This window comes from Paenibacillus caui, from assembly GCF_019904135.1.
Taxonomy (GTDB): domain Bacteria; phylum Bacillota; class Bacilli; order Paenibacillales; family Paenibacillaceae; genus Fontibacillus; species Fontibacillus caui.
Genome location: NZ_JAIOGQ010000007.1, coordinates 123,822 through 147,291, shown reverse-complemented (window position 1 = coordinate 147,291; position 23,470 = coordinate 123,822). Strand labels below are relative to the sequence as shown.

Genomic DNA, 23,470 nt, shown 5'->3' with positions numbered 1-23,470 from the left:
AAAGGAGAGAGCTTTATGACACCCGAGCGGCCTGAGCAAAAGACAAACGTACAGCTTGCTTTTTACGAGCCCGAGCATCAAGCCGTGCTTGAAAGCTTCTATCTGCCGGAGGAAAAAAAGCAGTTTACAGGCATGCCGAATGAAGTATTAGGGTCAGCCATCCAGGAACAGCACAAGCATCCTGTTGTCATTTTGGCGGATACAAGGCCTGTCGGTTTTTTCATTCTGGATGGGGGAGAGGATGTCCACGGGTTTACGGACAGCCCTCACGCGCTGCTGCTCAGGTCATTTTCGATTAATGAGAAGGACCAGGGCAAAGGATATGCCAAACAAGCCATGCTGCAGCTTCGGGCGTTTGTCAGGGAACATTTTCCTGAAATCCGGCTTGTTGTGCTTGCTGTAAATGCCAGAAATGCCCCGGCCAAAAGCCTGTATCTTAAATGCGGATTCGAGGATCACGGGGCGATCAGAGTGGGGCCGATAGGGACCCAGCACATTTTAACTTGTTCGGTATAAGCAGAAAGAATGATCATTCACTTTTCCACGACCCATGCCTGGCGCAAATTGTTCAGGATGGGTATTTTTCATACTTGTATAAAGAACGTTTGTTCGTATATAATACAAACAAACGTTCCTATAAGGCGGTGTGAATATGCTGGAGAAATATGTGGGGGAAGTTGTTGAAATCATTTATATGGACCGTGCCGGGCGCATTACGCAGCGGCGGATCGAGGTTCATGCGATTCGCGGGAACCTGGTTCGGGCCGCGTGCCTGAAGATCGGGGAGCCCAGAGCTTTTCGCATAGATCATATTCTGGCGGTTCAGCCGCCGGCATTCCGGGGAAGCATCCATGCTTCCTGATCTTCAGCGCAAGCTGCTCCGCATTCTCTTTAATTTCTCGGGACAGCGAAGACGAATGCCTACCTGGACAGAACTGGAACATAAGACCGGGCGGCGGAAACAGGAGATCCTTACGGCGCTGGATAAGCTGAAGGAGGAAGGCTTCATCCGGTGGGATCACAGGCCGGAGCTTCAGCATATTCGAATATTGGAAGGCTGGGAACAAGAGAGGGAGCAGGAACGGCCATATCCTTCAGCATCAGGTCCGAAGGGCGATATCAAGTATTGGACCCAATACTAAACTATTTTTTATGTAATCTTAAGGTTTGTCTAAGGCCGAGTTAATCTTCGCTGCCTATAATTCAATCATTCCCCTTTTGAATGAAAGTTTGAAAGTGTTGAAGATACTGTCGGTGTGCGTCCGGCAGTATCTCTTTTTTTTGGCTGGGAAGACCCAGAAGCCGTCATGCCGAATTTGGCGATCGTTCCAGAGGAGGTGCAGTCCAGCTGCATTTTTTGCTGTGGTTGTCGCCGTTCCGTTCTTCCTGGGCTTATTCAGAACTATATCCACATCTTCACCAAGGACCCCTCATTCCTGAATTCGTTCTGGTTTACGGCAAGATTTACGGTCCTGGCCTTGATTCTTACGAATCTGCTGGGGTTTGTCCTGGCCTATGTGCTGACCAGAAAGCTGTTTGCCCGCAGCGCGATGCGAACGGTTTTCTTTATGCCGCACGTCATCGGCGGCCTGCTGGTCGGCTTCATCTGGCAGTTTATTTTTGTCAGAGGTTTTGCCTCCATCGAAAAAATCAACAAGCAGGAGATGTTCGAACAGTTCCAGCAGAATTGGGACAATTTAAGTGTGCAGTAGCGACCAATGAAATAAACAAACAGCCTGGCAAAGGTCGAACTTGTTCACCTTGCCAGGCTCTTTTAACTTATTCGGGGTCCGGCTCACTTTCCGGCCCAATTATGATCACTCGGGCAGCATGCTCAGAAACAGCTGTTCAGGCTACAGGCTACAGCTTTTCCGCTACCAGCGTGAACGTCTTCGGAATGCCCTTATCGAATACTTCGGAAGAGAGGTTGGGCAGTTCCTCCAGAAGGCGTATGTACAGACCTTGGCCCGCTACGGCGGTGACGATTTCGCCAAGATTCCAGTGGCGCAGCCGTACTTTTTGCACGGCCGGTTCCTTGCGGTTATCCGGCAGAAATTTGAAGAAAGAAATCTCGGTTTCGGTCAAGGAGGTGTCGAAATAATCGCCGTCCACCTTGTGTTTGCGAATGTTCGCCGTTGTTCCGCGAGACGAAATCAGCTTTGTCGAAACCGGGTGGAAATCCTGCAGTACGAGCTTGCCACCCTTGGCAAGCAGGGAAGCGACGACGCCAAACAGCGGCGCAAGATCGACAAAATAATGCAGAATGCCGAACTCCATAAACACGATGTCGTAATCTCCGGTAAGGACCTCTTCCGGCATCTGCAGCACATCCGAAACGACGTAACGCAGCGGCACACCCGCAGCAAGCGCGAGTTCCCTGGCGTATCGTTCGTTCTCTTCGGAGAAATCCGCGACGGTAACGTCGGCGCCAAGCAGCGCAAGGGCTACCGCTTTATTGCCGCCCGAGCCCATCAGGTTCATAATTTTTTTGCCGGATACTTCGCCCATATAGTCAAGAACCTTGCCGATCCGCTTTTCAGGAGCGCTTTGAAGCTTGGCCGCGGCTTCCGCCGGACTCCCGAACCGCCGGGTCCAGGCTGCGTAGGTTCCGGTGTTCCATGCTTTTTGATTTTGCTGAAATGGCTGCACTGCTTGATCCCTCCGTAAAATGGACATAAGCGCCAGCCATTACCGCGGGCTGACGCTTATTATGGTGTATTGTTAACCGTACCTTCATGTACACGTAAAGGTATTCGGGTTCCTTCCGGGGCTAAAACCTCAAACTCTTTTTCTAAAACAACAAAAGCCCTGCCTCTCTTTCGTCCTTGCGGCTCCGATGACCGCGCCAGCGTGAATCAGAAATCAAACTTAAAATTCATACTCTTAGGGTTCATCAAATAGGAATTTATATACCGAAACGGTATTCAGGAGGGTTAAAGCCGATAAAGGAACTATAATAAATGTTAACAAACCAATTATATATTATACACGACATTTGTAAAAGTTGTTTTAGTAACTCCTTAGATAATACAACATGTTTAGAAGCAACCATGATATTGGGAAAAAGGAAGCGACGAGCGAACATCAACAATGACAGTCTATAAAACCAACTACAATTTAAAATTGCGAACTAACTCATTTAATTGCTCTGCCATTTTGGAAAGAGAGTCTATAGAGCTAGACATATCATGAATAGAATCGTTTTGTTTTACAGTCACATCCACTACATTTTTTGTACTGTACGCAGATTGTTCAGCAATTTTAGCTGATTCTGCAACAGAAGCAACAATTTCCTCTGAAGCGGCTGACATTTGTTCAGATGCAGCAGACACTTCCTGTATCTTGCAAACGATATCTTGAATAGCTGCTAATATCGTTTGAAAAGCCTCTCCAGCTTCTTGAACGATGATGATCCCACTTTTCACTCTCTCGACTACAACATCCATCGTTTCTACAGAATGAGCAGTATCATGATTAATTTTAGCGATAAGATCCGAAACTTCTTTTGCTGAGTTTGCAGATTGTTCAGCTAAATTTCGAACCTCCTCGGCAACGACTGCAAAGCCTCTTCCATATTCGCCTGCTCTCGCTGCTTCAATCGACGCATTAAGTGCAAGAAGATTTGTCTGAGAAGAAATACTCTGAATGACATTCATAATCTCTGAAACTTCAGAAGATCGCACTTCCAACGTCTTAATAGCATTCCCTGATTGTTCGACAGATTGATTAATGTCATTCATATGGCTGACAACATCTAAAATTTTCGCATAGCCTTTCTCTGCTTCTGCAAGAGTTAAAGACGATTGTTCAGAAACTTCAGAAGAAGCACTCTTAGAATGTTGAATCCCTGCAGCCATATCTTCCATTACTTGAACACCTTCTTCGGCACTTTGAGATTGAATGTCAGCTCCTGCAGAGATTTCCTGAATCGACGCAACAATTTGTTGGCTTCCCGCTTTCACTTCATTAGTGCTTTCTAATAGTTGACCAGAAGTAGCGACTAATTGTCTGGAATCATTATGTATCTCTTCAATTAATTTCCTCAAATCGTTTGCCATTCCTTGAAACGCTCTTGTTAACACACCAATTTCATCTTCCAGATTCGTCTCGATAGAAGATGATAAATCTCCAGATTTAATTTTTTCAACCTGATTCGTTAACTGCTTTAAAGGTTTTACTAAATAACGGGTAAAAAAGAAAATAACGAATAAGCTAACGAGTAAAATAACTAAAGTTAACAAAATGAGCTTTATTTTGTCACCTCGCATCACTTGATATGCCTTGCTTGCATCAAAGTCTGCTCCGATAATCCCGATTACCTCTCCGTTGTCAGACTTTATGGGAATGTATGACGTAATGAGACGACCGTAGTCTTCTGTATTTGTCATTTCAATTTGCCTTTTTCCAGTCTCAAATGCTCTGCCCATTTGAGGATAAAAACGCGTATCTGCTTCTTTCTGCCCCAATTTGGCTGCCGTATTATCATTAATTGGCATACCATCAACTACATAATAATATTCATAGCCATTATTCGTTTCTTTACGAGACATTGTATATAAATATAGCAGCCCCGTCTTCTCCCTTAATTCATTCAACTCCGACCGTAATTCATGATAGTAATCCGTTTTCCTTGATTCAACAGTAATTTCCTGATACTTCTTAATATCAATAACTTCTACTGCTCGACTCGCAATATTCCCTGCCACAGTGCTTAATGAATCTTTCACCAAATTCACCGAAGACATATAACTTGTGATCGAAATAACAATACAAGCTATAAGAACAATCATTGAAAAACTGAAAATCATTTTTAACTGGATACTTTTTCTCATCTCAAACTCCTTCTTTTTACCTAGCGAACTTCCTAACAATTGGCTGTCTGATTCAAGAGACAAGCCTTTCTAATTTTGGATAATCAAAACCCGTGACATTATACACCAGCACTTGCTTAAATGCAAAACAACCGGTTATTTTCGTGAAACGGCCGGAATACGCTTATTGAACAGCGAAAAAAGGTTAATGATAGGAAGAGAAGCACAGGAAGAGAAACCCTGCTTATTATCCGATTTCAGAAGTCAAAGGAGGGATAAACCATGAATCCGCATCTGGTGTATATTCTGATTTTTGCGTTCATTGGCCTGTTTGGGATCGGCGGAATCGCTTGGTGGTTGATAAGGCTTGGCCAGGGTGCCAAAGACAGATAATTTACGCGATCATGCTGCTGTCTGCCGCAGCAATCCAAATGAAGAAGCGCTTGCTCCGGAAAGGAGCTGGTTCGTTCCCTTCCGGAAAATGAACGCCGTCTGCCGCCTATCTGCCGCGCCCGCCAAAATACTCCAGCAGCGTAAGCAGATCGCGCTGCGCGGGGAACCCGGACAGCTCCGCGGCAATGCCGCGGGCTTCATTCAACAGCCTGCGGCTGAACGCTTCGGTTCGCTCCGGAGCGTCGCCGGCTTTGATCGCGGCGACCACGCTAGCGATCTCTTGAGGCGCCGTATCCGGTCCGATGGACCGAATGCGGGGGGCCAGCGCCGGGTCCTCCAGCGCATAAAGCACGGGCAGCGTAACCTGCCCGTTTCGCAAATCGCTGCCGGCCGGCTTGCCGAGCTCTTCTTCCGAGCCGGTGAAGTCCAGCAGGTCGTCCCGGATCTGGAAAGAAAGGCCCAGTTTGTCCCCGAACTCGTAGAGCCGTCCGGCAATCTCGCCGCTTGCCCCGGCGGCCAGCGCACCGGTCCGCAGGCAAGCCGCCATCAGCAGCGAGGTTTTGTTTCTTGACTTCTCCAAATATTGGTCTACGGTCATCCCGTAGTCGAACGCATGGGAAAGCTGCTGATATTCCCCGATGCACAGCCGGGTGATGGCGATGAACGTCAGATCGTAGGCATACTTTTCCCGTTCGGCAGAGTAGGCGGAGACAAGCTCGATCACCCGGGCGAACATGTAATTGCCGATATGAACGGCCGCATTGACGCCGACAGTCGTGTGCATGGCCGGCTTGCCGCGGCGGAGCGGCGAACCGTCGATGATATCGTCATGGATCAGGGATGCGGCATGAATAAACTCGGCCGCTGCCGCTAGCCGCCATATTTTCCGCTGGTCCGGGGAAGGACCGAAACGGCTGCCCACAACCACCATTAATGGGCGGAGCCGTTTGCCGCCGGAAGCGATCAATCCGCTTATGGATTCCGCCAGCAGGGAGGAACGGGGAACATCTTTATCCTGTCTTACGATATTGTTAATTTCACGATTAATCGAATGCAGGGAGATTTGCAGAGCTTCATCCAGTTTCATCGAATTTCCTCCGTGCTAGTTCCATAAAGCAGGCGATACCCTGCAGCAGCAGATCATCCTGAGGGCGGCCCTCTGCCCGTTTAAGCTGAATCTTCTTGATATAAGGGGCAAGAACCGAAACAAAGTCGTACTCTTTCCATTTCAGGGCCATCTGAAGATAAAGGCTATATAAGTAGTCGCCATCCAGAACCTGGCGTGTGAGGGAGTCGGGCGCTGCCTCGTGGCAGGCATGATGGCGCTCCATGGCGAGCACGATTGTAAAATAAAGGGCAAGGATCCGAGCAGAGCGAAGGGGAGGCAGAGGATAGTCCTCCAGCAGTTTAAGAGCGCCAGAGAGCAGGGGGTCAGTTGTGTCCAGACCCGCGCGAATGCCGGTTTCAGGCGACAGTTCGGCATGAAATAGGTTAATTGCATCCTGTAAGAGACCGGTAGTCATCGAAGGAGCTCCTCCCTTTAGCAGCTTGTTAAAGTCTGCTTCCGTAAACAGGTAATTCAAGTGTAGCATATGCTTGAAGAAGGATGCCAGCGCCTCTATTTTCGCTGAAAAAGAAATCGCTTCTTCCTGTCAACAATCGGGTTCCTTTTGCCGATAATAAAGATGGAGAACTAATTTGACCGAAGATTGACTGCAGAAAGAAGGAACACCCTTTTGGAAGTCTACCAGACATTTATTAGACGTCTAATCTTAAATTACCTGATCGGTTCCTTCATTGTGGTGGTTGGGGCGAGCGGTATCATCAGCTTCAGCAGCCTCAGCAGCCTCAGCTTTTCGAATCATGAACTATGGTTGTTATCAGGGATCCTGTTTATCTCCATGATGATCATGGTATCAGTTGATATACTCGTGTTCATTCGCGATCTGAAGCCCGTCAGCGGGCTGTTTAAACAGGGGGCCGGTGACTGGGAGCGCTTTAGGGAGATCTATAAGCATATTCATCGTTTGCCGGTTTTGTCGGTAAAACGGATTGCAGGCCCCCATTTTGCCAGTCTGTCCATTCCGACGGTACTGCTCATGCTATGGTCGATACATTTGGATATCTTGTCGTTACCCGCCTACTATATCGTTTTCGCTTTGGGCGGGACGGCGCTGATTGCCTTAATGCATGCGCTGATTGAATTCTATTTGACTTCCTGGGCCTGCAGGCCTGTCATTGAGGAAGCTTATAAAATGAGCCTGCGGGAATACGGCCGCCGAATTTCCCTGGACGGGCAAGTCATGGTGCCCATCAGGCGCAAATTTCAGCTCAGCGCTTTTTTGATCGGGATATTTCCGGTTCTGCTGTACAGCATCGTAGTTCAGTTTGAACTCGGCGGATGGAATTATTCGGACAATACATACTGGCAATGGGCAGGCGTGATCCTGCTCATTGGCCTGGCTTTCTCCTATGCGGGCTCCTGGTTTTTGACCCGTGAGATGGAACGCCCCATCCAGCACCTTTTTGAAGTGATGGCCAAAGTCAAGGCCGGAGATTTGCATACACGCGCGAGGGACCTGTTCTCTGATGAATTCTCCAGGCTGGTTTCGGGATTCAATCATATGCTGGAAGGCATAAAAGTTCAAAATTCCCGCAATGATCAGCTGATCGAAAGCTATTTTGCAACTCTCGCCGCGGCGCTGGATGCGCGCGATCCATATACGGCAGGGCATTCGCAGCGGGTAGCCGAATACGCGATGCATATCGGCATGCTGGCGAAGCTGCCGGAACAAACGATGGACGAGCTTCGGAGATCGGCCCTTCTGCACGATATCGGGAAGATCGGAACGAGAGACTCCGTTCTGCTCAAAGAGGGCGTTCTGACGGATGAGGAATTCAATCAAATCAAGCAGCATCCGATGCAGGGAGAGATGATCCTGAAGCGGATTGAGCCGATGGACGCTATGGCGCCGATTCTTCCCGGAGTCCGTTCCCACCATGAAAGGTATGACGGCCTTGGTTACCCGGACGGGCTCCAAGGAGAAGGAATTCCTTTGTTCGGAAGAATCATAGCCGTAGCCGACGCCTTTGACGCCATGACCTCCAACAGGCCGTACAGAAAAGGCATGGATACGGATACGGCGATAGATATTCTGGATAGAGGAAGAGGAACGCAGTGGGATCCGTATTTTGCGGGCTTGTTCGTAAAGGACTACAGACAGAAGAAGGACCTTTCCTGATTCGGCGTGATTAGCGCAAATTAGAGCAATTAGGGCAAGGCTCGTATCTTAAATACGCTCAAAGAAAGTGCCCTACGGGGGCTGTCCCAGAAGCGGTTTTTACCGCTTGAAGGGACAGCCCCCGTTTTGCTTAAGAGAGCAGCGACATTCGATTCACGCCGCTTTGGAAAGGGTAAATCCAAATCCATAACTAAAGGATTCTGAGAATATAGGGCGAAAGGGCAGGAGCCCGTCAGTCACGTATATAAGGCAAAGAGCAAGAGAAAGCGGGGCTGGAAATGGCCTCATTCTCCGTGGTCGCTCTTGATGAACAAAGGCGCAAATCGGGTATAACGATTTGTGTCTTTGTTCTTTTTATATGCATTTAAACATAACCTGTGAAATCGGGTTCATGAGAATCTTTTTCAATTATGAGTGTTCACGGCTTCGGCTTCATGATATGATGTGAAATATAAAGTTATTACAATTTGTAACTTTTTTTGATTAAATTTGAGTTTGTAAATAGAAGAACGTATAAGCTATGCCTCTGTATACTTCTTTATTTCTCGCTGGAGCGGCCATCGTCATGCATGGGGACTTGTCCGTTTCTGCTTGCTGCCGGGAGTGATTGGATGAATGGGTAATATGGGACATGCTTTTGCTATTAATTTGGGCATTTTGGTAACTATCGCTTATCTGGCCAATCTGGTTTACAAATACGTCTTTGCGAAGACTTCGAGCAAGATCAAATATGTATCTTCAGTGATCCTCGTTATTTTCTCCGGTTGGCTGTCCATGAAATTCGGCCTGGATTTTGGCAAGGATGTTATTTTTGATCTGCGGTTCGTTCCGCTCATTATTGCTGCGTTAAGCTACTCGAACCCGGGAACGCTGTTTGTGATTGGGACGGGGATCGGACTATGCCGATTGCTGTTCGGTGTGAATGACGCCTCGATTGCAGGGTGTGTGAATCTGGTGATTCTGGGCGCTCTGGCGGCCCTGCTGAAATGGTGGATGGAGCGCAGGAAAATGCGCTATACCTTTCAGGCTGTCATCTTCATCGCTGCGATTAACCTCGTCAATACACTGAATATCGCCATTCTCGGCGTGATTCCTTTCGGTTATTATATGGTGCATATGATGCCGGCAACGCTTTTCTTGTCTTTGGTGCTCAGCGCCGGTTTTGTATTCATGTTCCGGGACTTTCAACTGGAGAGAATGCACAGCCGCGAGCTGAAGGAAACGAATGCGCTGATGCGGCGGCAAACCGAGGAGCTTCATAAAGCGAAGATCGTGCTGGAAGAGAGGGCCAAGCAGCTGATGCTCGCTTCCCAATACAAATCGGAGTTTCTCGCGAATATGTCTCATGAACTGCGGACCCCGCTTAACAGCATCATGAACCTGGCGCAGCTCATTAAGGAAAACGGCCAACAGGACAGCGCAGATGGACAAGAAGAGGACGGCGGTACAGCCGTTTACGGCGAAATTATTTTTAAGTCGGGCCAGGAGCTTCTTCAATTGATCAATGATATTTTGGATCTGTCGAAGGTGGAGGCCGGCCGTCTGGACATTGTGAGCGAAGAGGTCAGTCTCCGCGAAATACCGGAGCTGCTGTACTTCCATTTTGAACATCTGGCGGACCGGAAAGGCATTGCATTTGAAATTCACCTGGACGAAAGCCTTCCCCAGTCGATCCATACGGATGGTCAGCGGGTTCAGCAAATTCTGCGCAACCTGCTGTCAAACGCTTTCAAATTTACGGAAGAGGGCGCCGTCGAGCTCACCATGAGAAAGCCGGAAGAGGCCGGCCTGCTAAAGGGAGACTGGATCGTCTTTGATGTCAAGGATACAGGGATCGGCATTCCTGAGGATAAGCATCATTTGATCTTCGAGGCCTTTAAGCAGGCCGATGGAACAATCAGCCGAAAATATGGCGGCACAGGCCTGGGCTTGTCCATTAGCCGGGATTTGGCCAAGCTGCTCGGCGGTTTCATCCGCGTTGAGAGCACGAAGGGCGCCGGAAGCACGTTCTCGCTTTATTTGCCGCTAAAGTGATACAATATCTATGGTTTAATTTGATGCAAAGGATGGGATATCGTTATGGAAAAAAATACAATCGCCACAAATAAAGCTCCCGGTGCGATCGGGCCTTATTCCCAGGGCATAGACATCGGAGACCTGGTCTATACATCGGGGCAGCTTGGGCTCGATCCTGCAACAGGAGAGCTGGCGGAAGGAGTTTCGGCTCAAACCGCACAATCTCTGCGGAATGTTCAGGCTATTCTGGAGGCTTCCGGCAGCGGGCTGGACAAGGTGATCAAGACGACCGTATTTCTGAAAGATATGAATGATTTTGCGAAAATGAATGAGGTTTACAGCACATTCTTCAATGAGCCTCACCCGGCGCGCAGCGCGGTGGAAGTAGCCCGGCTCCCGAAGGATGGTTTGGTGGAAATCGAGGTCATTGCGCTTAAAAAATAGCCGGCTTGTCCGGTAAACGGCAAACAGTCCTGCAGGAATTGAACGATCCGGCGGGGCTGTTTGCTCTATACGCTAGAAAAAGAGAAGGCCGGTATCTGAACGGAAGATACCGGCCTATAGGATGAATTAAAATTGCATTCGTTCCTCGATTGCCGCGCGTACGAACCCGCCTGATTTCTCCAGCAGCAGACGCGCTTCCTCTGCATTCACTCCTGCCATAATCATCACAATCGCGGTCTTGACATGACCGCCGGAATTGGCGAAAGCCTGTTCAATTTGTTCATCCTCGGCATGCGTAGCCATGCCGATAATCCGTTTCGCACGAAATACGAGCTTCTCGTTGGAAGGATTCAAGTCAACCATCAAATTCCGGTATACTTTACCGATCCGGATCATGGATGTCGTGGTCAGCATGTTCAGGATCATTTTTTGGGCGGTACCCGATTTCATGCGCGTCGAGCCGAGAATAACCTCGGGACCGACCGGAGCTTCAATCATCAGGTCGGCGTAATCCTTCATTGGAGTTCCGGCATTGTTGCTGAGCCCTACGACCGAGGCTCCAAGCTCTGCCGCGCGTTTCATGGCTCCGATAACATAAGGGGTTCTTCCGCTTGCGGCAATGCCGACAATGACATCGGAGCTGCCTACAGCGTGGCTGTCAATATCGTCTTTCCCGAGCTTCTCGCTGTCTTCGGCGCCTTCTACCGGATCCTTCACGGCCTTGAATCCGCCGGCGATCAGGCCCTGGACCATGGAAGGGTCCGTCCCGAAAGTGGGCGGGCATTCGGATGCGTCCAGAATGCCGATTCGGCCGCTTGTGCCGGCTCCGACATAGAACAGTCTGCCCCCTGCCCGAAACGACTCTACAATCATATCGGCAGCCTTGGCGATCTGCGGAATAATCGTTCTTACATGATCGGCGATTTGTCTATCTTCGGCGTTAATCAGATACATGATTTCCTCTGAACTTAATTGGTCGATATTTTCAGTATTCTCATTGGGCTGCTCGGTAGTCAGACTGCTTAAAATATGCTCCATGAGGCTTCATCCCCTTTGCTGTTAATAGTGCCCTTTCTTTCCGAAATGAAATGAAGGGCTTAGGCTCCTTGGAATAATTGTTTGGCCAGCAGGGCCGCGCCTGCGGCTGGCGAAAGGGTCGGCCCCGTCTCTTTAAAAGCGGCGGATGGAACCAGTTCCCCGGTTTTCGCCTGAAAATGCCTGGCAAATAGACGAGAATGCTTGAAGATCGAGCCGGCGGTGACGATTTGATATTGCTGCAATTTCGGATATCTCTCCATCAATGCGGCCGTCGTATGGGCCAGAGCCTCCGCTTCGCCAATTATGATTTCAGCGGCAGCAGGGTCTCCATCTTCCGCCGCTGCGATACAGACACGGGCGAAGGCGGCAATTTCAGCCTTTCCTACTTCGGGACGGTAAATATATTCCCGCAGCTGCTGCGGTCCGGATAACGCGCATGAATGAACAACTGCCGGTGTAAGCCTGGTAGGGGGAATAACGCCGTCATAACTTCGCATGACCATTCTTAGTGTGCGGAGCCCGATCTGGTACCCGCTTCCTTCATCGCCGAGCAAGTGCCCCCATCCGCCTGCCCGGAATTTGTCCCCGTCAGGCGAGAAGCCGTACACGATGGATCCCGTGCCTGAAATGACGAGAACGCCGTGAACATGGCCCGTTGCCGCCATAAGCGAGATTTCGCCTTCCGAGCTGATCTCGACCGGGAAGGCATAACCCCTATCATTCTGATAGCTTTGAAGCGCTGCTGTAATGAAGCGCTTTTCTGTAGTTTCGCTAATACCTGACATTGCCAGGCATAGACCTTTACATAAATGCTGAGAATTGTCTAATTTGTCGAATATTCCGTCGAGCAGCCGGATCAGCTCTTGAACGGCGGATTCAGGTGATGAGGCATGGGGGTTAGTCGGACCGGCGAGCAATGAACAAAGGCGATTTCCTTCTTCATCTATAGCATAGGCTTCTGTCTTGGAGCCGCCGCCATCGATCCCGATGTACACATTCAAGCTTACTCCCCCGATCTGATATTTAGTTGATATGACAGCTTATTTTCGTTTTCCTGCTCCCCGCAAGCAATCGTCACAAGATCGGAGAACCTTGCGTCACTTGGTGGGGATTATTTTATAAGTATATGAGAATTAAAGGGGGTTGTAAAATAAAATTTTAAAGAACAAAATACATATTGAAATATTATTTCATCGCGCCTATAATAAATTCAACAAACAAAACGCAATAAAAATAACTCTATAAGTCATGTTATCTAACATGAATGAGTGCGGCAAGCGAAGCAAATAGGAATCGGAAAGGAAGGAGAGGGTTTATGAACGGTGGGCTGGTACGGATTCGGGAAGTATATGAAACCTTGAATCCTTCGGAGCATAAAATCGCGGCTTTCATATTGGAACGTCCCGAGGAAATGATAGACCTTTCGGTAGCTGAACTGGCTTCACGAAGCGGGGCCAGCCAGGCGGCCATCATTCGGCTTTGCAAGACGCTCGGCTTCAAAGGCTATCAGGACCTGAAGCTGAAAGTAGCCGGGGATTTGCAGGATCCCGGAGCGCCGGGATACCAGGAGATCCGTCCCAATGACGGGATCGCCGAAATTATTCAGAATGTATCCAATAACAATATCCAGTCCATTCGCGATACGCTCAAAATTCTGGATGATCAGCTTGTGGAGAAGGCCGTAACCCTCCTTCGTCAGGCGAAGCGAATCTACTTTTTTGGCGTAGGCGCATCAAACCTGATCGCCATGGATGCCCAGCAGAAGTTTCTGCGGATTGACAAGACCAGCCTGTCTTTTGCCGACCCGCACCTGCAGTTAACGTCAGCCGTTACGCTGACGCCTGAAGATGCAGCTGTCTGCATTTCCTACTCGGGAGAGACGGAGGCCGTCATTCGAGCCGCCAAGATCGCCAAAGGCAACGGCAGCACCGTAATCAGCATTACGAAATATGGAAATTCAACGTTGTCAAAGGCAGCCGATATCCCGCTCTTTACTACGTCGACTGAGAACGAAATCCGAAGCGGGGCGATGGCCTCGCGGATGACGCAGCTTAATCTGATCGACATTTTGTATCTGGGAGTGGCAAGCCGGGATTACGACCGTTCCCTTGAGTATCTGGAGCGGAGCAGACAGGCCATAAGAGAGGTTTAAACCGGACGCTGATGCGAACGGATTGAACATATTTTTTTAGCTGTTACGATAGGGTGGTTTGTTCTAATTCACATCGAGCGAGGGAGATGAAAGGAATGAGAAAAAAGGGGATTATGCTTGCGGCGGCAGCCATGCTGCTGCTCTTGACGACAGCTTGCGGCAAGGATAGCGGAGGTACCGCGGCTGACGGGAAGAAGAAGGACACTGTTGTTGTATGGACTTATCCGGTACACGGTACTTATGAAGACGATCTGAAGCAGCTGGTAGCCAATTTCAACAAAGAGCATCCGGAAATTACCGTTCAGACGGAAATGCTGTCCTGGGCAGAAGGACCACAGAAATTCGACGTTGCCTTGAATGCGGGGAATCCGCCCGATCTTTATTTTCACGGCGTAGACGGTTCCTATGTGAATACAGGGCTGGCCCTGCCGCTGGACTCCTATATGACGCAGGAAATCAAGGACGATTATCTGCCTGGCACTTTGGAACTCGCGCAAATCGGTGGCAAGCAGTACGGACTGCCGCTGTACCAGTTTGAATGGGCATGGGGAGCTAACAAACGCATCCTCGAAGAAGCCGGGATCGACTGGAAGAGCATTCAGCAGAATGGATGGACCTGGTCGGAATTTACGGCAGATGCCGCCAAGCTGACCAAGAAGCTTCCGGACGGCAGCACCCAGTACGCGCTGGTTACGGACGGAACTTCGATGGATTTCATTGAAATGCTGACGCGCAACAACAATATGCCGGACGTCCTTGATGAGAATGGTCAATTCCAATGGAACGACGACCGGATCAAGCAAACGCTGACCTTTATCCAGAATCTGATCAGCAAGGGCTATATGCCGAAAGAAACGGCAGCTATTGATCCTAAGAAACGTACAGACATGTTCTATGCCGGACAGACTGCCATCATCTCCAAATCGATTCCTTATTATGACGTTATGATTCAGAACCGGAACAAGGACATTGATGCCGGCAAGCTTCAAGGCGAGAAGATCGATTTCGTGCTTCTGCCTGTGCCTCATAACGACAATGCTCCTGCTAAAACAACGATGGGTGCGGAAGGATATCTCGCCTTTAAGCAGAAGAAGGATAAAGGCGAAGAACACGCTAAGAACGTATTCCTCGTCATGGAAGCTCTGAGCGGTGCCGAAGCGGGCAACTCTGCCAACGAACTTGCTCTGCCGTTTGTGCGCAAATCCCAAGCTGAAATGTTCAAGGACAAGGGACTTGCATCGCAAGAAACGCTGGACGCTGCCAAGAAGATGGCCGAGAATATGTCCATGCCTGTAACGCTGAAGCTGGACATTGCCAAGGCAGCTCAAATGAAGCAATTCAAGAATCAGGTTGCCCTGCCTAATATGCAGGCGCTGTATGCCGGCGAGAAAACACCGGATGCGATTACCGAAGAATTTAGCAGCAAAGGCAAACAAATGCTGGGACAATAACCTTGTATGGGGGGAAGCGGTCATCACCATGAAGGGATACGGTGTCTGCTTCCCCCTTTTTGTTCAAAATGGAATAGAAGTGCTTGTTCAGGCTAGTTGGATTAGCCGATTTTATTGATGAAGGAGGAAGAGCAGGTGCGGACTACCGTTGCATCACGAAGTTCATCATCAGCGTTCATGCGCTTTTGCCGGGATTATGGCTGGGCTTACCTGTTTATTCTGGCACCGGTGCTGCTGTTTCTCGTATTTACGCTCTATCCGGTGATTTCCGCATTGATCATGAGTTTCCAGCATTACAACCCTATGAATACGACCTGGATCGGCCTGAATAACTACAAGACGCTGTTTCAGGACGATGTATTCTGGAAATCCATGCGCAACACCGTCATATTCACCATCGGCACCGTGCCGGTCAACATTGTAATCACATTTGTGCTGTCCTATTTTATTTTTCAGATGAAAAATTCATGGCAGACCCTGTTTAAAGCGACGCTCTATTTGCCGACAGTTGCCTCCGGCGTTACGCTGTCCATCGTCTGGATCGCCATTTACGATCCGACCAGCACCGGTTTGATCAATCGGTTTCTCGGGCTGTTCGGCATTGATCCGGTGATCTGGCTGGGCCAATCCAGCACGGCGCTGTTCTCCTTAATGCTCATGAACTGGCTCGGTTCGCACGGAGCCGGCATCATTCTGTATTTGGCGGCAATGGGCGGGATTCCGAAGTCGCTCTATGAAGCGGCGGATATCGACCATGCCAGCGGCTGGACCAAATTTGCGCGTATTACGTGGCCTCTGCTCAAGCCGACTACCTTGTACCTGCTGGTTACAGGGGTTATTACTTCGTTTCAGGTGTTCATATCGGTATATTTGATGACCCATGGCGGACCTAACTTCGCGACAACGACGATCGCCTATCTGATTTACGACACGGCTTTCAAGTTCTACGATTTCGGATTGGCTTCGGCGCAATCCTTTGTCCTTGCGATCATGATCATTATTGTATCGGTCATTCAATTCAAATTCCTGTCGAGCGATGTGGAATATTAATCGGCTTGACCGGGCGTCCGCCCGCCCGGATTGCCATTTATGTTTGATAAAGGCAATGGCGGTTTGTTTGCAAACCTGGAGGTGACATACGCATGCATTCAAAATCGAAAATCATAATGGTCACGGTCGCTTCCGTGATTTTGGGGCTATGGGCGATTGTGACCATTATTCCTCTATATTGGATGATAATCGGCTCAGTTCAGGATACGACGCTGTCGGCTACATACAAGCCGCAAATGATTCCGTCCATATGGTCGGTTGCGCCGTTTGAGAGATTCTTCTCCAAAACGTCGGCCTGGCGCTGGTTGTTTAACTCCGTGTTCATTTCCGCCGTACTGACGGCGACAAATGTGTTCTTCGGCTCGCTGGCCGGGTATGCTTTTGCCAAGCTGAAGTTTCCGGGCAGCAAGACGGTATTCTGGGTGCTGCTCAGCACGATGATGATCCCGGCCCAGGTTACTCTGATTCCTTTGTACGTTCTGATCATCAATGTTTTTAATCTCGGCGATACCTATACGGCGATTATTCTCCCTGGAGCGGTCAGCGTAGGGAATATCTTCCTGATGAAGCAGTATATGTCCAGTCTGCCGACATCCCTGATCCATGCGGCGCGGATTGACGCTTGCAGCGAATTCGGAATTTTCTGGAAGGTGATTTTGCCTCTCGCGAAGCCGGGGCTCGCGGTACTGGCCATCTTTACGTTCGTGACGTCCTGGAATGATTTCTTCTGGCCGTTTCTCATTACCAGTTCGGACGAGATGCGGACGATTCAAGTCGGTCTTGCCTCTTTTGTTTTCGCGGAGTCCACGGATTACGGCGCCATTATGGCGGGTGCGACTGTAGGCGCTCTGCCGATGATGATCTTGTTCTTTTCACTGCAGCGCTACTTCCTGCAAGGCATTACTATCGGAGCAGTTAAAGGTTAGGAGGAGAGGTCTATGGCACGTGTAGAATTTCGGAATGTGCGCAAAGAATTCCACGATCAGCAAAAAGGAACGTTTACGGCCGTCGAAGGCTCGGATTTTGTAATTAACGATAAAGAATTTGTGGTGTTTGTAGGACCTTCAGGATGCGGCAAAACAACATCGCTGCGGATGATTGCCGGGCTGGAGCACCAGAGCAGCGGCGATATTATTATCGGCGACCGGGTTGTAAACAACCTGCATCCGAAGGATCGCGATATTGCCATGGTCTTTCAGGATTACGCACTGTATCCGCATATGACGATTCGGGAAAATCTTTCCTTCGGGCTTCGCAATCTGAAGAAACCGAAGGCATATATTGAGCAAAAGGTGCAGGAAGCAGCTTCCATTCTTGACCTGGAGAGCATGCTTGAGCGCAAGCCGCGCGAGCTGTCCGGCGGACAGCGGCAGCGTGTAGCCGTAGGACGCGCGATCGTGCGCGACCCGCAGGTGTTTCTGTTTGACGAGCCGCTTTCAAATCTGGATGCGAAGCTGCGGATTCAAATGCGCGTAGAGCTGGCGGAGCTGCATAAGCGCCTGGGCGCGACCATCGTCTACGTTACGCATGACCAGGTGGAGGCCATGACGCTCGGGGAGCGAATCGTGGTGATGAACAAGGGGGCGATCCAGCAGATCGCTTCGCCGACAGAACTGTATGCCAAACCTCGGAATATGTTTGTAGCCGGTTTTATTGGCTCTCCGGCCATGAACTTTATGGATGCGGAGCTGGACGGGAACAGGGTGCTCGTAAACGGCACTGTCCTTGAACTGCCTGAATCCATGCTGTCCTCATCCCTGGCCGATTATGACAAGAAAAAGGTCATTCTGGGCATTCGTCCCGAAGACATTTATGGCGAGGATTTCGTTCAAAATGTGAAAGTCGAAGGAAAAATGACGACATCGGTTCAGGTTGTCGAGCATCTGGGCTCGGAGAATCTCGTTTATTTCCAAGTAGGCGAGCGGAGCGTTACCGCTAAAGTGCATCCGGAGACCAAAGCCTATGTAGGCCTCGAAAAAACATTTATTCTCGATCTCGGGAAAGTCCATTTCTTCGATCCCGAAACCGAAATGAGAATTTCGGACTAAACCCATCCCATCACCTGGAAAGGAAGGACCTTACGATGCGAAAGTTGAACAGCGTGCTGATCAAAACCGGCGGTGAAGTGTACAGGGAAATCGTTACCGTGGCCGTTCACAGCCTCATTAGCTCGTGTATGTTGATACCGCTGCTGGTGCTCGCGCCTCTTCCGGCCGCGCTTGCGCTTATCCCGTTGCTGTATATGCCGCTCGTCTACGGTGTGTATTATGCCTATTACCGGAAGCGTGAATCCGGAAAATCGCGGATCAAGGACATATTCGTCGGCGCCGCCAAAGGCTTCGTTCCCGCTGCGGTATTCGGCTTGTTTTGTTCACTGCTCATCCTGATTTTATGGTCTACCTGGTGGTATTACGGCGGCAGAGCGGGGATGCTGCCCTTGGCCATTGCCGTGTTCCAGACTTACTTTGTCCTGATGGCTTTCGTATCGCAGTTTTATACGCTCCAACTGGTGCTGCAGGAGGGCATGGGGATTTTTCGGGCGATGGCCGAGAGCGTCAAGCTGTTCTTCCGCCATCCCTCCTATACGCTGGGAGCTTCCATACAGGCGGCGCTTCTTTCGGCGGTTCTGATGATCACGGTAGTGGGTTATGCGGCGCTGTTTACCGGAACAATGGCGGTATATCAGTATGAGGTGACCCGCAATGTACTCGGAAAAGATGAGGCGGCGCAGGACGAAAGCGCGCTTCCGCGCCTTCGGGAAGAAGGAACGGCGTGATGAAGTGCAAGGTAAAGACAGGGGCAGACCGGCTCGCGGCTTTGGATCACCCGATGATCCGGGGAAGAAGACTTGGACTCGTAACCAATCCGACAGGCATAACGGCTGATTTTGCCTCTGTCATCGATATTGCCTCAGGGCTAAAACAGGCCGAGCTCACTGCCCTGTTTGCTTGCGAGCACGGTCTGTACGGCCAGCGGCAGGCAGGAGAGAAGTTTGGCGATGAAACCCATCCATCCCTGGGGATTCCTGTCTACAGCCTGTATGGAGAGTATAAAAAGCCGACAGCGGCAATGCTGGAAAGCGTTGACACGATTCTGTTCGATATGCAGGACCTTGGCGTCCGTTTTTATACGTACTTAAGCACTTTGATTTATGTCATGGAAGCATGCGCCGAGCATGGGAAAAGCCTGCTCGTGCTGGATAGACCCAATCCGCTCGGCGGCAACGTTTGCGAAGGCGGCATTTTGCAGCCCGGCTTCGAATCGATGGTCGGGGCATGGAGCATGCCGATCCGGACGGGTCTGACAATTGGCGAGCTTGCCCTTGCCGTGAATGGCGAGCGGAGGCTCGGCTGCGATTTGGATGTGGTCCTGATGGAAGGTTGGAACCGGAAGATGGAATTTATCGATACGGGCCTGCCGTGGATGATGCCTTCGCCCAATATTCCGACGATCGATTCGGTTCGGGTATATGCGGGAACCTGCCTGTTCGAAGGAACCAACGTCTCGGAAGGCCGGGGAACGACCCGCCCGTTCGAATGGATCGGAGCTCCCTGGATCGATGGCGCGGACCTGGCGGCAGCCATGAACAAGCGCAGGCAGCCGGGCGTTCATTTCCATCCGGTTTATATTACGCCAACCTTCTCGAAGCATCAGGGCGAATTATGCGGCGGCGTTCGCTTGTTTGTGACGCAGCCGGACCTTTACCAATCGGTTCGAACCGGGCTTGCTCTGCTGCATGAAATTGCATCGGGATACCCGGAGCGTTTCGAGTGGCTGTCCCCTCCGCCGGGAGGAAGACGCCATTTCATTGATCTGCTTGCCGGAGGCGAGGATGTTCGCGCCCGGATCGCCGACGAGGAAGGGCTGGAAGCCGTATTGGAGGCATGGGATCTGGACGAAGAACGCTGGCGGCAGATCCGCAAGTCTTATTTGCTTTACGAAAGATAAGGGGGCTTGAGCGAAAGTGACACAACTGGAAGACCGAATAGCATCCATGGATCTCCGTCAGAAGATCGGCCAGATGCTGCTGTGCGGCTTTGAAGGCACGGAGATAACGGAAGAGATGAGCCGGTTAATAGAAGAGTATCCGATAGGCGGCGTCATTTATTTTGCAAGAAATGTGCACTCGGTCCGGCAGATCGGCAAGCTGTCTTCCGACCTGCAGTCCGCTGCCAAAGCAGCCGGTCAGCTTCCGCTGTGGATTTCGATCGATCAGGAGGGCGGCATGGTCGCCCGCATTACGGAAGGCATTGCCCTCATGCCGGGCGCCATGGCGGTGGCTGCGGCAGGCTCGGTGCAGGACGCCTATGAATCGGCATGGATCAGCGGCCGGGAACTTCGCGCCCTGGGCATTAACCTGAACTTTGCGCCGGTGCTGGACGTCAACAACAATCCGCAGAATCCCGTCATTGGAGTCCGCTCCTACGGGGAATCGCCAAAGCAGGCGGCCGATTTCGGATCAGCGGTCATCCGGGGGCTGCAAAATGCGGGAGTAGCCGCGACGGCCAAGCATTTTCCGGGGCACGGGGATACGGATGTTGATTCCCATCTGGACTTGCCGACGATTTCGCATGACCGGGAACGGATGGAGCAAATCGAGCTCGTTCCATTCAAACGGGCTATCGAAGAAGGCGTTGATGCGATCATGTCGGCTCATATTTATTTCCCGGCGCTGGAGCAGGAGAAGCTGCCGGTGACGCTGTCACGGTCGGTGCTTACCGGCCTGCTGCGGGAAGAACTGGGCTATGAAGGCATTATTACCACCGACTGTATGGAAATGAACGCGATCGCCGAGCATTACGGCACGGTGGAGGCAGCGGTTATGGCTGTTGAAGCCGGAGCCGATATGGTGCTGATCAGCCACCGGAGGGACCGTCAGCAGGGCGCCTTTGAAGCGCTGGAGCAAGCGGTGCGCGAGGGCCGGATCAGCGAAGAGCGCATTGATGCTTCGGTCAGACGCCTGCTTCATTATAAAGAGAATCGCGGCTTGTTCGCAGGAGGCCCCGCAGAGACGGAACAAGCGCTCCGCGAGGTCGGCAGCGAAAGCCACCGGAAGGTGGCGCAGCGCATCAGCGAGCGCAGCATTACGCTTGTCAAGGATGAGGGCGGCGTGCTGCCGCTTCGCCTCGCTCCGACGCTTGCGATCACGATTGCGGCAGAGGTGGCGACGCTCGTGGACGAGACGCTGAAGCCGGACGGAGTCCGCAGCCTCGGAGCTTCGCTGGCCGCTCTTGGACTTGAAGCGGTTGACTATGCGGTGCCTGCTTCGCAGGTCTCCGCTTGCGCGGAGGAGCTCCTGCAAAAGGCGGCTGCTCCCGAAGTGGAGCAAATTGTGATTGCGACTTACAATGCGCGCTTCAGTCCTGAACAGATTGCGCTTGTTCAGGGACTGCACAAGCTGAACAAGCCGCTGGCCGTAGTCTCCCTGCGCAGCCCGTACGATCTGCTATCTTTTCCGGAGATCGGCACCTACATCGCGGCTTACGAAAGCCGCCCGCTGGCTCTGGAAAGCACAGCCAAAGCGCTCCTCGGGAAAATCCCGTTCACAGGCAGCCTTCCGGTGTCGCTGGGTGAAGCGTATCCGGCGGGCTGGATGTGGAACAAGCCATGATCGGGGGATTCGGCAGCAAACAGGAGGCTGTAGTCATCGGACTGATGTCCGGCACGTCGCTGGATGGCATTGACGCTGCCATCGTCCATATTGACGGCAGCGGCCTGACGGCGAAAGCGAAATTGCTTCATTTTCACAGCGAGCCGATCGAAGCCGGGCTTCGGGAACGGCTGAAGCAGCTCTGCACGCTGGAGCATTCCGATGTGGCTGCCGTGTGCGGCATGAACGCTTATCTCGGCGAGCGGTTTGCGGAAGCCGCTCTGAAGGCGATAGAAGGCGCCGGTCTTAAGCGGGAGCGCATAGACCTGGTAAGCTCCCACGGTCAGACCGTATGGCATATCCCGGAAGCAAGCGAAGACGATCCGTATCAAGGGAAATCCACCCTGCAAATCGGGGATTTGTCCGTCATCGCCAAGCGGACCGGCCTGCCGGTCGTCGGCGATTTTCGTCCGGCCGACATGGCTGTTGGAGGCCAGGGTGCCCCGCTTGTCCCCTACGGGGATCTCATTTTGTTCAAGGACAAGGTCAAGGGCCGCATTCTGCAAAATATTGGGGGAATCGGCAACTGCACGGCGCTTGCGCCGGATGCCCGTCCCAAGGACGTGTTCGCCTTCGATACCGGCCCCGGCAATATGATCATCGATGAAATCGTGTTTATGCTGTCGGAAGGGCGGCTGACCTACGATGATGAAGGTAGGTGGGCCTCGCAGGGCACGCCTGACGAAAGGCTCGTTTCGGAATGCATGAGCCATCCGTATTTTGAAATGGAGCCGCCGAAATCGACGGGACGGGAGCTGTTCGGCAAGGCGTATGCGGTCCGGTTTGCCGAAGCGGCCGAAAGGCTGGGCGTAAGCCGCAAAGAGGACATCGTGGCGTCGGCTGCGCTGTTCACCGCCAGATCGATTGCGGACAGCTATAAGCGGTTTGTTGTTCCGAAAGTCCAGGTGGATGAAGTGATCGTGACCGGCGGGGGAGCCAGAAACAGGACGCTGCTGAACTATCTGGCGCGCGAGCTCCCCGGACGAAAAATCCTCACGTCGAAGGAACTGGGGTTTGATGACGACGCGAAGGAAGCGGTTATTTTTGCGCTGCTCGGCAATGATTTCATGCACGGGATTGCGAACAACCTGCCTTCGGCCACAGGGGCATCAAGGCCTACCGTTATGGGCAAGCTGGCGCTTCCCTGGTAATAACAAGTGCATACAACCGGATTACGGCGAGAGGCCCGGCGAGGGCCACCGAACCGGATCAGCAAAACCAGT

At 51.2% G+C, this 23,470-nt stretch carries 22 protein-coding genes; 16 read left to right on the top strand and 6 right to left on the bottom strand.

The annotated features are described in order from the left end of the window. Window positions 1-15 precede the first annotated feature (15 nt). The 4 genes from K7397_RS06380 to K7397_RS06365 all read left to right on the top strand — a co-directional run bounded on the left by K7397_RS06380 (window position 16) and on the right by K7397_RS06365 (window position 1,712). Window positions 16-516, top strand: a complete 501-nt coding sequence (locus K7397_RS06380; RefSeq protein ID WP_223067109.1) for a GNAT family N-acetyltransferase — start codon at window positions 16-18, stop codon at window positions 514-516. Between the two features lie 136 nt (window positions 517-652). Next, window positions 653-862 (top strand): hypothetical protein, encoded by a 210-nt coding sequence (locus tag K7397_RS06375; RefSeq protein ID WP_223067108.1) that lies wholly within the window; start codon window positions 653-655, stop codon window positions 860-862. After that, entirely contained in the window at window positions 852-1,142 is a 291-nt protein-coding gene (locus tag K7397_RS06370; RefSeq protein ID WP_223067107.1) for a hypothetical protein, read from the top strand. The genes K7397_RS06375 and K7397_RS06370 overlap by 11 nt, the downstream gene beginning before the upstream one ends. Window positions 1,143-1,307: 165 nt before the next feature. After that, the gene (locus tag K7397_RS06365; RefSeq protein ID WP_223067106.1) at window positions 1,308-1,712 is read left to right on the top strand and encodes a carbohydrate ABC transporter permease; all 405 of its coding nucleotides are present in this window, start codon (window positions 1,308-1,310) and stop codon (window positions 1,710-1,712) included. A gap of 148 nt (window positions 1,713-1,860) precedes the next feature. Here the strand turns inward: K7397_RS06365 and K7397_RS06360 are convergent, their stop codons facing one another. The 4 genes from K7397_RS06360 to K7397_RS06345 form a co-directional block, all read right to left on the bottom strand. Then, window positions 1,861-2,649 carry a class I SAM-dependent methyltransferase gene (locus tag K7397_RS06360; RefSeq protein WP_223067105.1) on the bottom strand — a complete coding sequence of 263 codons (789 nt, stop codon included), beginning with the start codon at window positions 2,647-2,649 and terminating at the stop codon, window positions 1,861-1,863. A 461-nt stretch (window positions 2,650-3,110) separates the two neighbouring features. Then, window positions 3,111-4,832, bottom strand: a complete 1,722-nt coding sequence (locus K7397_RS06355; protein WP_223067104.1) for a methyl-accepting chemotaxis protein — start codon at window positions 4,830-4,832, stop codon at window positions 3,111-3,113. A gap of 478 nt (window positions 4,833-5,310) precedes the next feature. Beyond that, window positions 5,311-6,291 (bottom strand): polyprenyl synthetase family protein, encoded by a 981-nt coding sequence (locus tag K7397_RS06350; protein WP_223067103.1) that lies wholly within the window; start codon window positions 6,289-6,291, stop codon window positions 5,311-5,313. Next, window positions 6,278-6,727, bottom strand: a complete 450-nt coding sequence (locus K7397_RS06345; protein WP_223067102.1) for a hypothetical protein — start codon at window positions 6,725-6,727, stop codon at window positions 6,278-6,280. Before K7397_RS06345 ends, K7397_RS06350 begins: the two co-directional genes overlap by 14 nt. A 213-nt stretch (window positions 6,728-6,940) precedes the next feature. Between K7397_RS06345 and K7397_RS06340 the strand changes: the two genes are divergently transcribed. The 3 genes from K7397_RS06340 to K7397_RS06330 all read left to right on the top strand — a co-directional run bounded on the left by K7397_RS06340 (window position 6,941) and on the right by K7397_RS06330 (window position 10,906). Next, window positions 6,941-8,446, top strand: a complete 1,506-nt coding sequence (locus tag K7397_RS06340) for an HD-GYP domain-containing protein (protein ID WP_223067101.1) — start codon at window positions 6,941-6,943, stop codon at window positions 8,444-8,446. A 615-nt stretch (window positions 8,447-9,061) separates the two neighbouring features. Continuing rightward, on the top strand, window positions 9,062-10,480 hold the full coding sequence (locus K7397_RS06335) for an ATP-binding protein (protein WP_223067100.1): 1,419 nt from the start codon (window positions 9,062-9,064) through the stop codon (window positions 10,478-10,480). Between the two features lie 45 nt (window positions 10,481-10,525). Next, entirely contained in the window at window positions 10,526-10,906 is a 381-nt protein-coding gene (locus tag K7397_RS06330; RefSeq protein WP_223067099.1) for a RidA family protein, read from the top strand. Window positions 10,907-11,032: 126 nt separating this feature from the next. Here the strand turns inward: K7397_RS06330 and murQ are convergent, their stop codons facing one another. Both murQ and K7397_RS06320 read right to left on the bottom strand, forming a co-directional pair. Further along, a complete protein-coding gene (murQ, locus tag K7397_RS06325; RefSeq protein ID WP_223067098.1) occupies window positions 11,033-11,944 on the bottom strand; it encodes an N-acetylmuramic acid 6-phosphate etherase in 912 nt (303 codons plus the stop codon). Window positions 11,945-12,003: 59 nt separating this feature from the next. Next, window positions 12,004-12,939 (bottom strand): BadF/BadG/BcrA/BcrD ATPase family protein, encoded by a 936-nt coding sequence (locus K7397_RS06320; protein ID WP_337926687.1) that lies wholly within the window; start codon window positions 12,937-12,939, stop codon window positions 12,004-12,006. 320 nt (window positions 12,940-13,259) lie between these two features. Here K7397_RS06320 and K7397_RS06315 point away from each other — a divergent pair, with 320 nt between their 5' ends. From K7397_RS06315 to K7397_RS06275, 9 genes are all read left to right on the top strand, one after another. Continuing rightward, the gene (locus K7397_RS06315; RefSeq protein WP_223067096.1) at window positions 13,260-14,096 is read left to right on the top strand and encodes a MurR/RpiR family transcriptional regulator; all 837 of its coding nucleotides are present in this window, start codon (window positions 13,260-13,262) and stop codon (window positions 14,094-14,096) included. A gap of 95 nt (window positions 14,097-14,191) precedes the next feature. Continuing rightward, window positions 14,192-15,547: an ABC transporter substrate-binding protein gene (locus K7397_RS06310; protein WP_223067095.1), complete on the top strand. Its 1,356-nt coding sequence runs from the start codon at window positions 14,192-14,194 to the stop codon at window positions 15,545-15,547. Window positions 15,548-15,724: 177 nt separating this feature from the next. Then, window positions 15,725-16,597, top strand: coding sequence for a carbohydrate ABC transporter permease (locus K7397_RS06305; RefSeq protein WP_237690727.1), 873 nt, complete (start codon window positions 15,725-15,727; stop codon window positions 16,595-16,597). Window positions 16,598-16,689: 92 nt separating this feature from the next. Further along, window positions 16,690-17,523 carry a carbohydrate ABC transporter permease gene (locus tag K7397_RS06300; protein ID WP_223067094.1) on the top strand — a complete coding sequence of 278 codons (834 nt, stop codon included), beginning with the start codon at window positions 16,690-16,692 and terminating at the stop codon, window positions 17,521-17,523. A gap of 12 nt (window positions 17,524-17,535) precedes the next feature. Then, on the top strand, window positions 17,536-18,645 hold the full coding sequence (locus K7397_RS06295; protein ID WP_223067093.1) for an ABC transporter ATP-binding protein: 1,110 nt from the start codon (window positions 17,536-17,538) through the stop codon (window positions 18,643-18,645). Between the two features lie 35 nt (window positions 18,646-18,680). Next, window positions 18,681-19,373 carry a hypothetical protein gene (locus K7397_RS06290; protein ID WP_223067092.1) on the top strand — a complete coding sequence of 231 codons (693 nt, stop codon included), beginning with the start codon at window positions 18,681-18,683 and terminating at the stop codon, window positions 19,371-19,373. Next, complete coding sequence (locus K7397_RS06285) at window positions 19,373-20,545, top strand: exo-beta-N-acetylmuramidase NamZ family protein (RefSeq protein WP_223067091.1); 1,173 nt, start codon at window positions 19,373-19,375, stop codon at window positions 20,543-20,545. Before K7397_RS06290 ends, K7397_RS06285 begins: the two co-directional genes overlap by 1 nt. A 16-nt stretch (window positions 20,546-20,561) precedes the next feature. Further along, window positions 20,562-22,208 carry a beta-N-acetylhexosaminidase gene (nagZ, locus tag K7397_RS06280; RefSeq protein ID WP_337926684.1) on the top strand — a complete coding sequence of 549 codons (1,647 nt, stop codon included), beginning with the start codon at window positions 20,562-20,564 and terminating at the stop codon, window positions 22,206-22,208. Further along, window positions 22,205-23,398 (top strand): anhydro-N-acetylmuramic acid kinase, encoded by a 1,194-nt coding sequence (locus K7397_RS06275; protein ID WP_223067123.1) that lies wholly within the window; start codon window positions 22,205-22,207, stop codon window positions 23,396-23,398. Before nagZ ends, K7397_RS06275 begins: the two co-directional genes overlap by 4 nt. Window positions 23,399-23,470 lie beyond the last annotated feature (72 nt).

Excerpts from the sequence above, each read along its gene's own strand:
- K7397_RS06380 (WP_223067109.1), top strand. The coding sequence starts at position 16 with ATGACACCCGAGCGGCCTGAGCAAAAGACAAACGTACAGCTTGCTTTT.
- K7397_RS06375 (WP_223067108.1), top strand. The coding sequence starts at position 653 with ATGCTGGAGAAATATGTGGGGGAAGTTGTTGAAATCATTTATATGGAC.
- K7397_RS06370 (WP_223067107.1), top strand. The coding sequence starts at position 852 with ATGCTTCCTGATCTTCAGCGCAAGCTGCTCCGCATTCTCTTTAATTTC.
- K7397_RS06365 (WP_223067106.1), top strand. The coding sequence starts at position 1,308 with ATGCCGAATTTGGCGATCGTTCCAGAGGAGGTGCAGTCCAGCTGCATT.
- K7397_RS06355 (WP_223067104.1), bottom strand. The coding sequence starts at position 4,832 with ATGAGAAAAAGTATCCAGTTAAAAATGATTTTCAGTTTTTCAATGATT.
- K7397_RS06350 (WP_223067103.1), bottom strand. The coding sequence starts at position 6,291 with ATGAAACTGGATGAAGCTCTGCAAATCTCCCTGCATTCGATTAATCGT.
- K7397_RS06345 (WP_223067102.1), bottom strand. The coding sequence starts at position 6,727 with ATGACTACCGGTCTCTTACAGGATGCAATTAACCTATTTCATGCCGAA.
- K7397_RS06335 (WP_223067100.1), top strand. The coding sequence starts at position 9,062 with ATGGGTAATATGGGACATGCTTTTGCTATTAATTTGGGCATTTTGGTA.
- K7397_RS06330 (WP_223067099.1), top strand. The coding sequence starts at position 10,526 with ATGGAAAAAAATACAATCGCCACAAATAAAGCTCCCGGTGCGATCGGG.
- murQ (WP_223067098.1), bottom strand. The coding sequence starts at position 11,944 with ATGGAGCATATTTTAAGCAGTCTGACTACCGAGCAGCCCAATGAGAAT.
- K7397_RS06315 (WP_223067096.1), top strand. The coding sequence starts at position 13,260 with ATGAACGGTGGGCTGGTACGGATTCGGGAAGTATATGAAACCTTGAAT.
- K7397_RS06310 (WP_223067095.1), top strand. The coding sequence starts at position 14,192 with ATGAGAAAAAAGGGGATTATGCTTGCGGCGGCAGCCATGCTGCTGCTC.
- K7397_RS06305 (WP_237690727.1), top strand. The coding sequence starts at position 15,725 with ATGCGCTTTTGCCGGGATTATGGCTGGGCTTACCTGTTTATTCTGGCA.
- K7397_RS06300 (WP_223067094.1), top strand. The coding sequence starts at position 16,690 with ATGCATTCAAAATCGAAAATCATAATGGTCACGGTCGCTTCCGTGATT.
- K7397_RS06295 (WP_223067093.1), top strand. The coding sequence starts at position 17,536 with ATGGCACGTGTAGAATTTCGGAATGTGCGCAAAGAATTCCACGATCAG.
- K7397_RS06290 (WP_223067092.1), top strand. The coding sequence starts at position 18,681 with ATGCGAAAGTTGAACAGCGTGCTGATCAAAACCGGCGGTGAAGTGTAC.
- K7397_RS06285 (WP_223067091.1), top strand. The coding sequence starts at position 19,373 with ATGAAGTGCAAGGTAAAGACAGGGGCAGACCGGCTCGCGGCTTTGGAT.
- K7397_RS06275 (WP_223067123.1), top strand. The coding sequence starts at position 22,205 with ATGATCGGGGGATTCGGCAGCAAACAGGAGGCTGTAGTCATCGGACTG.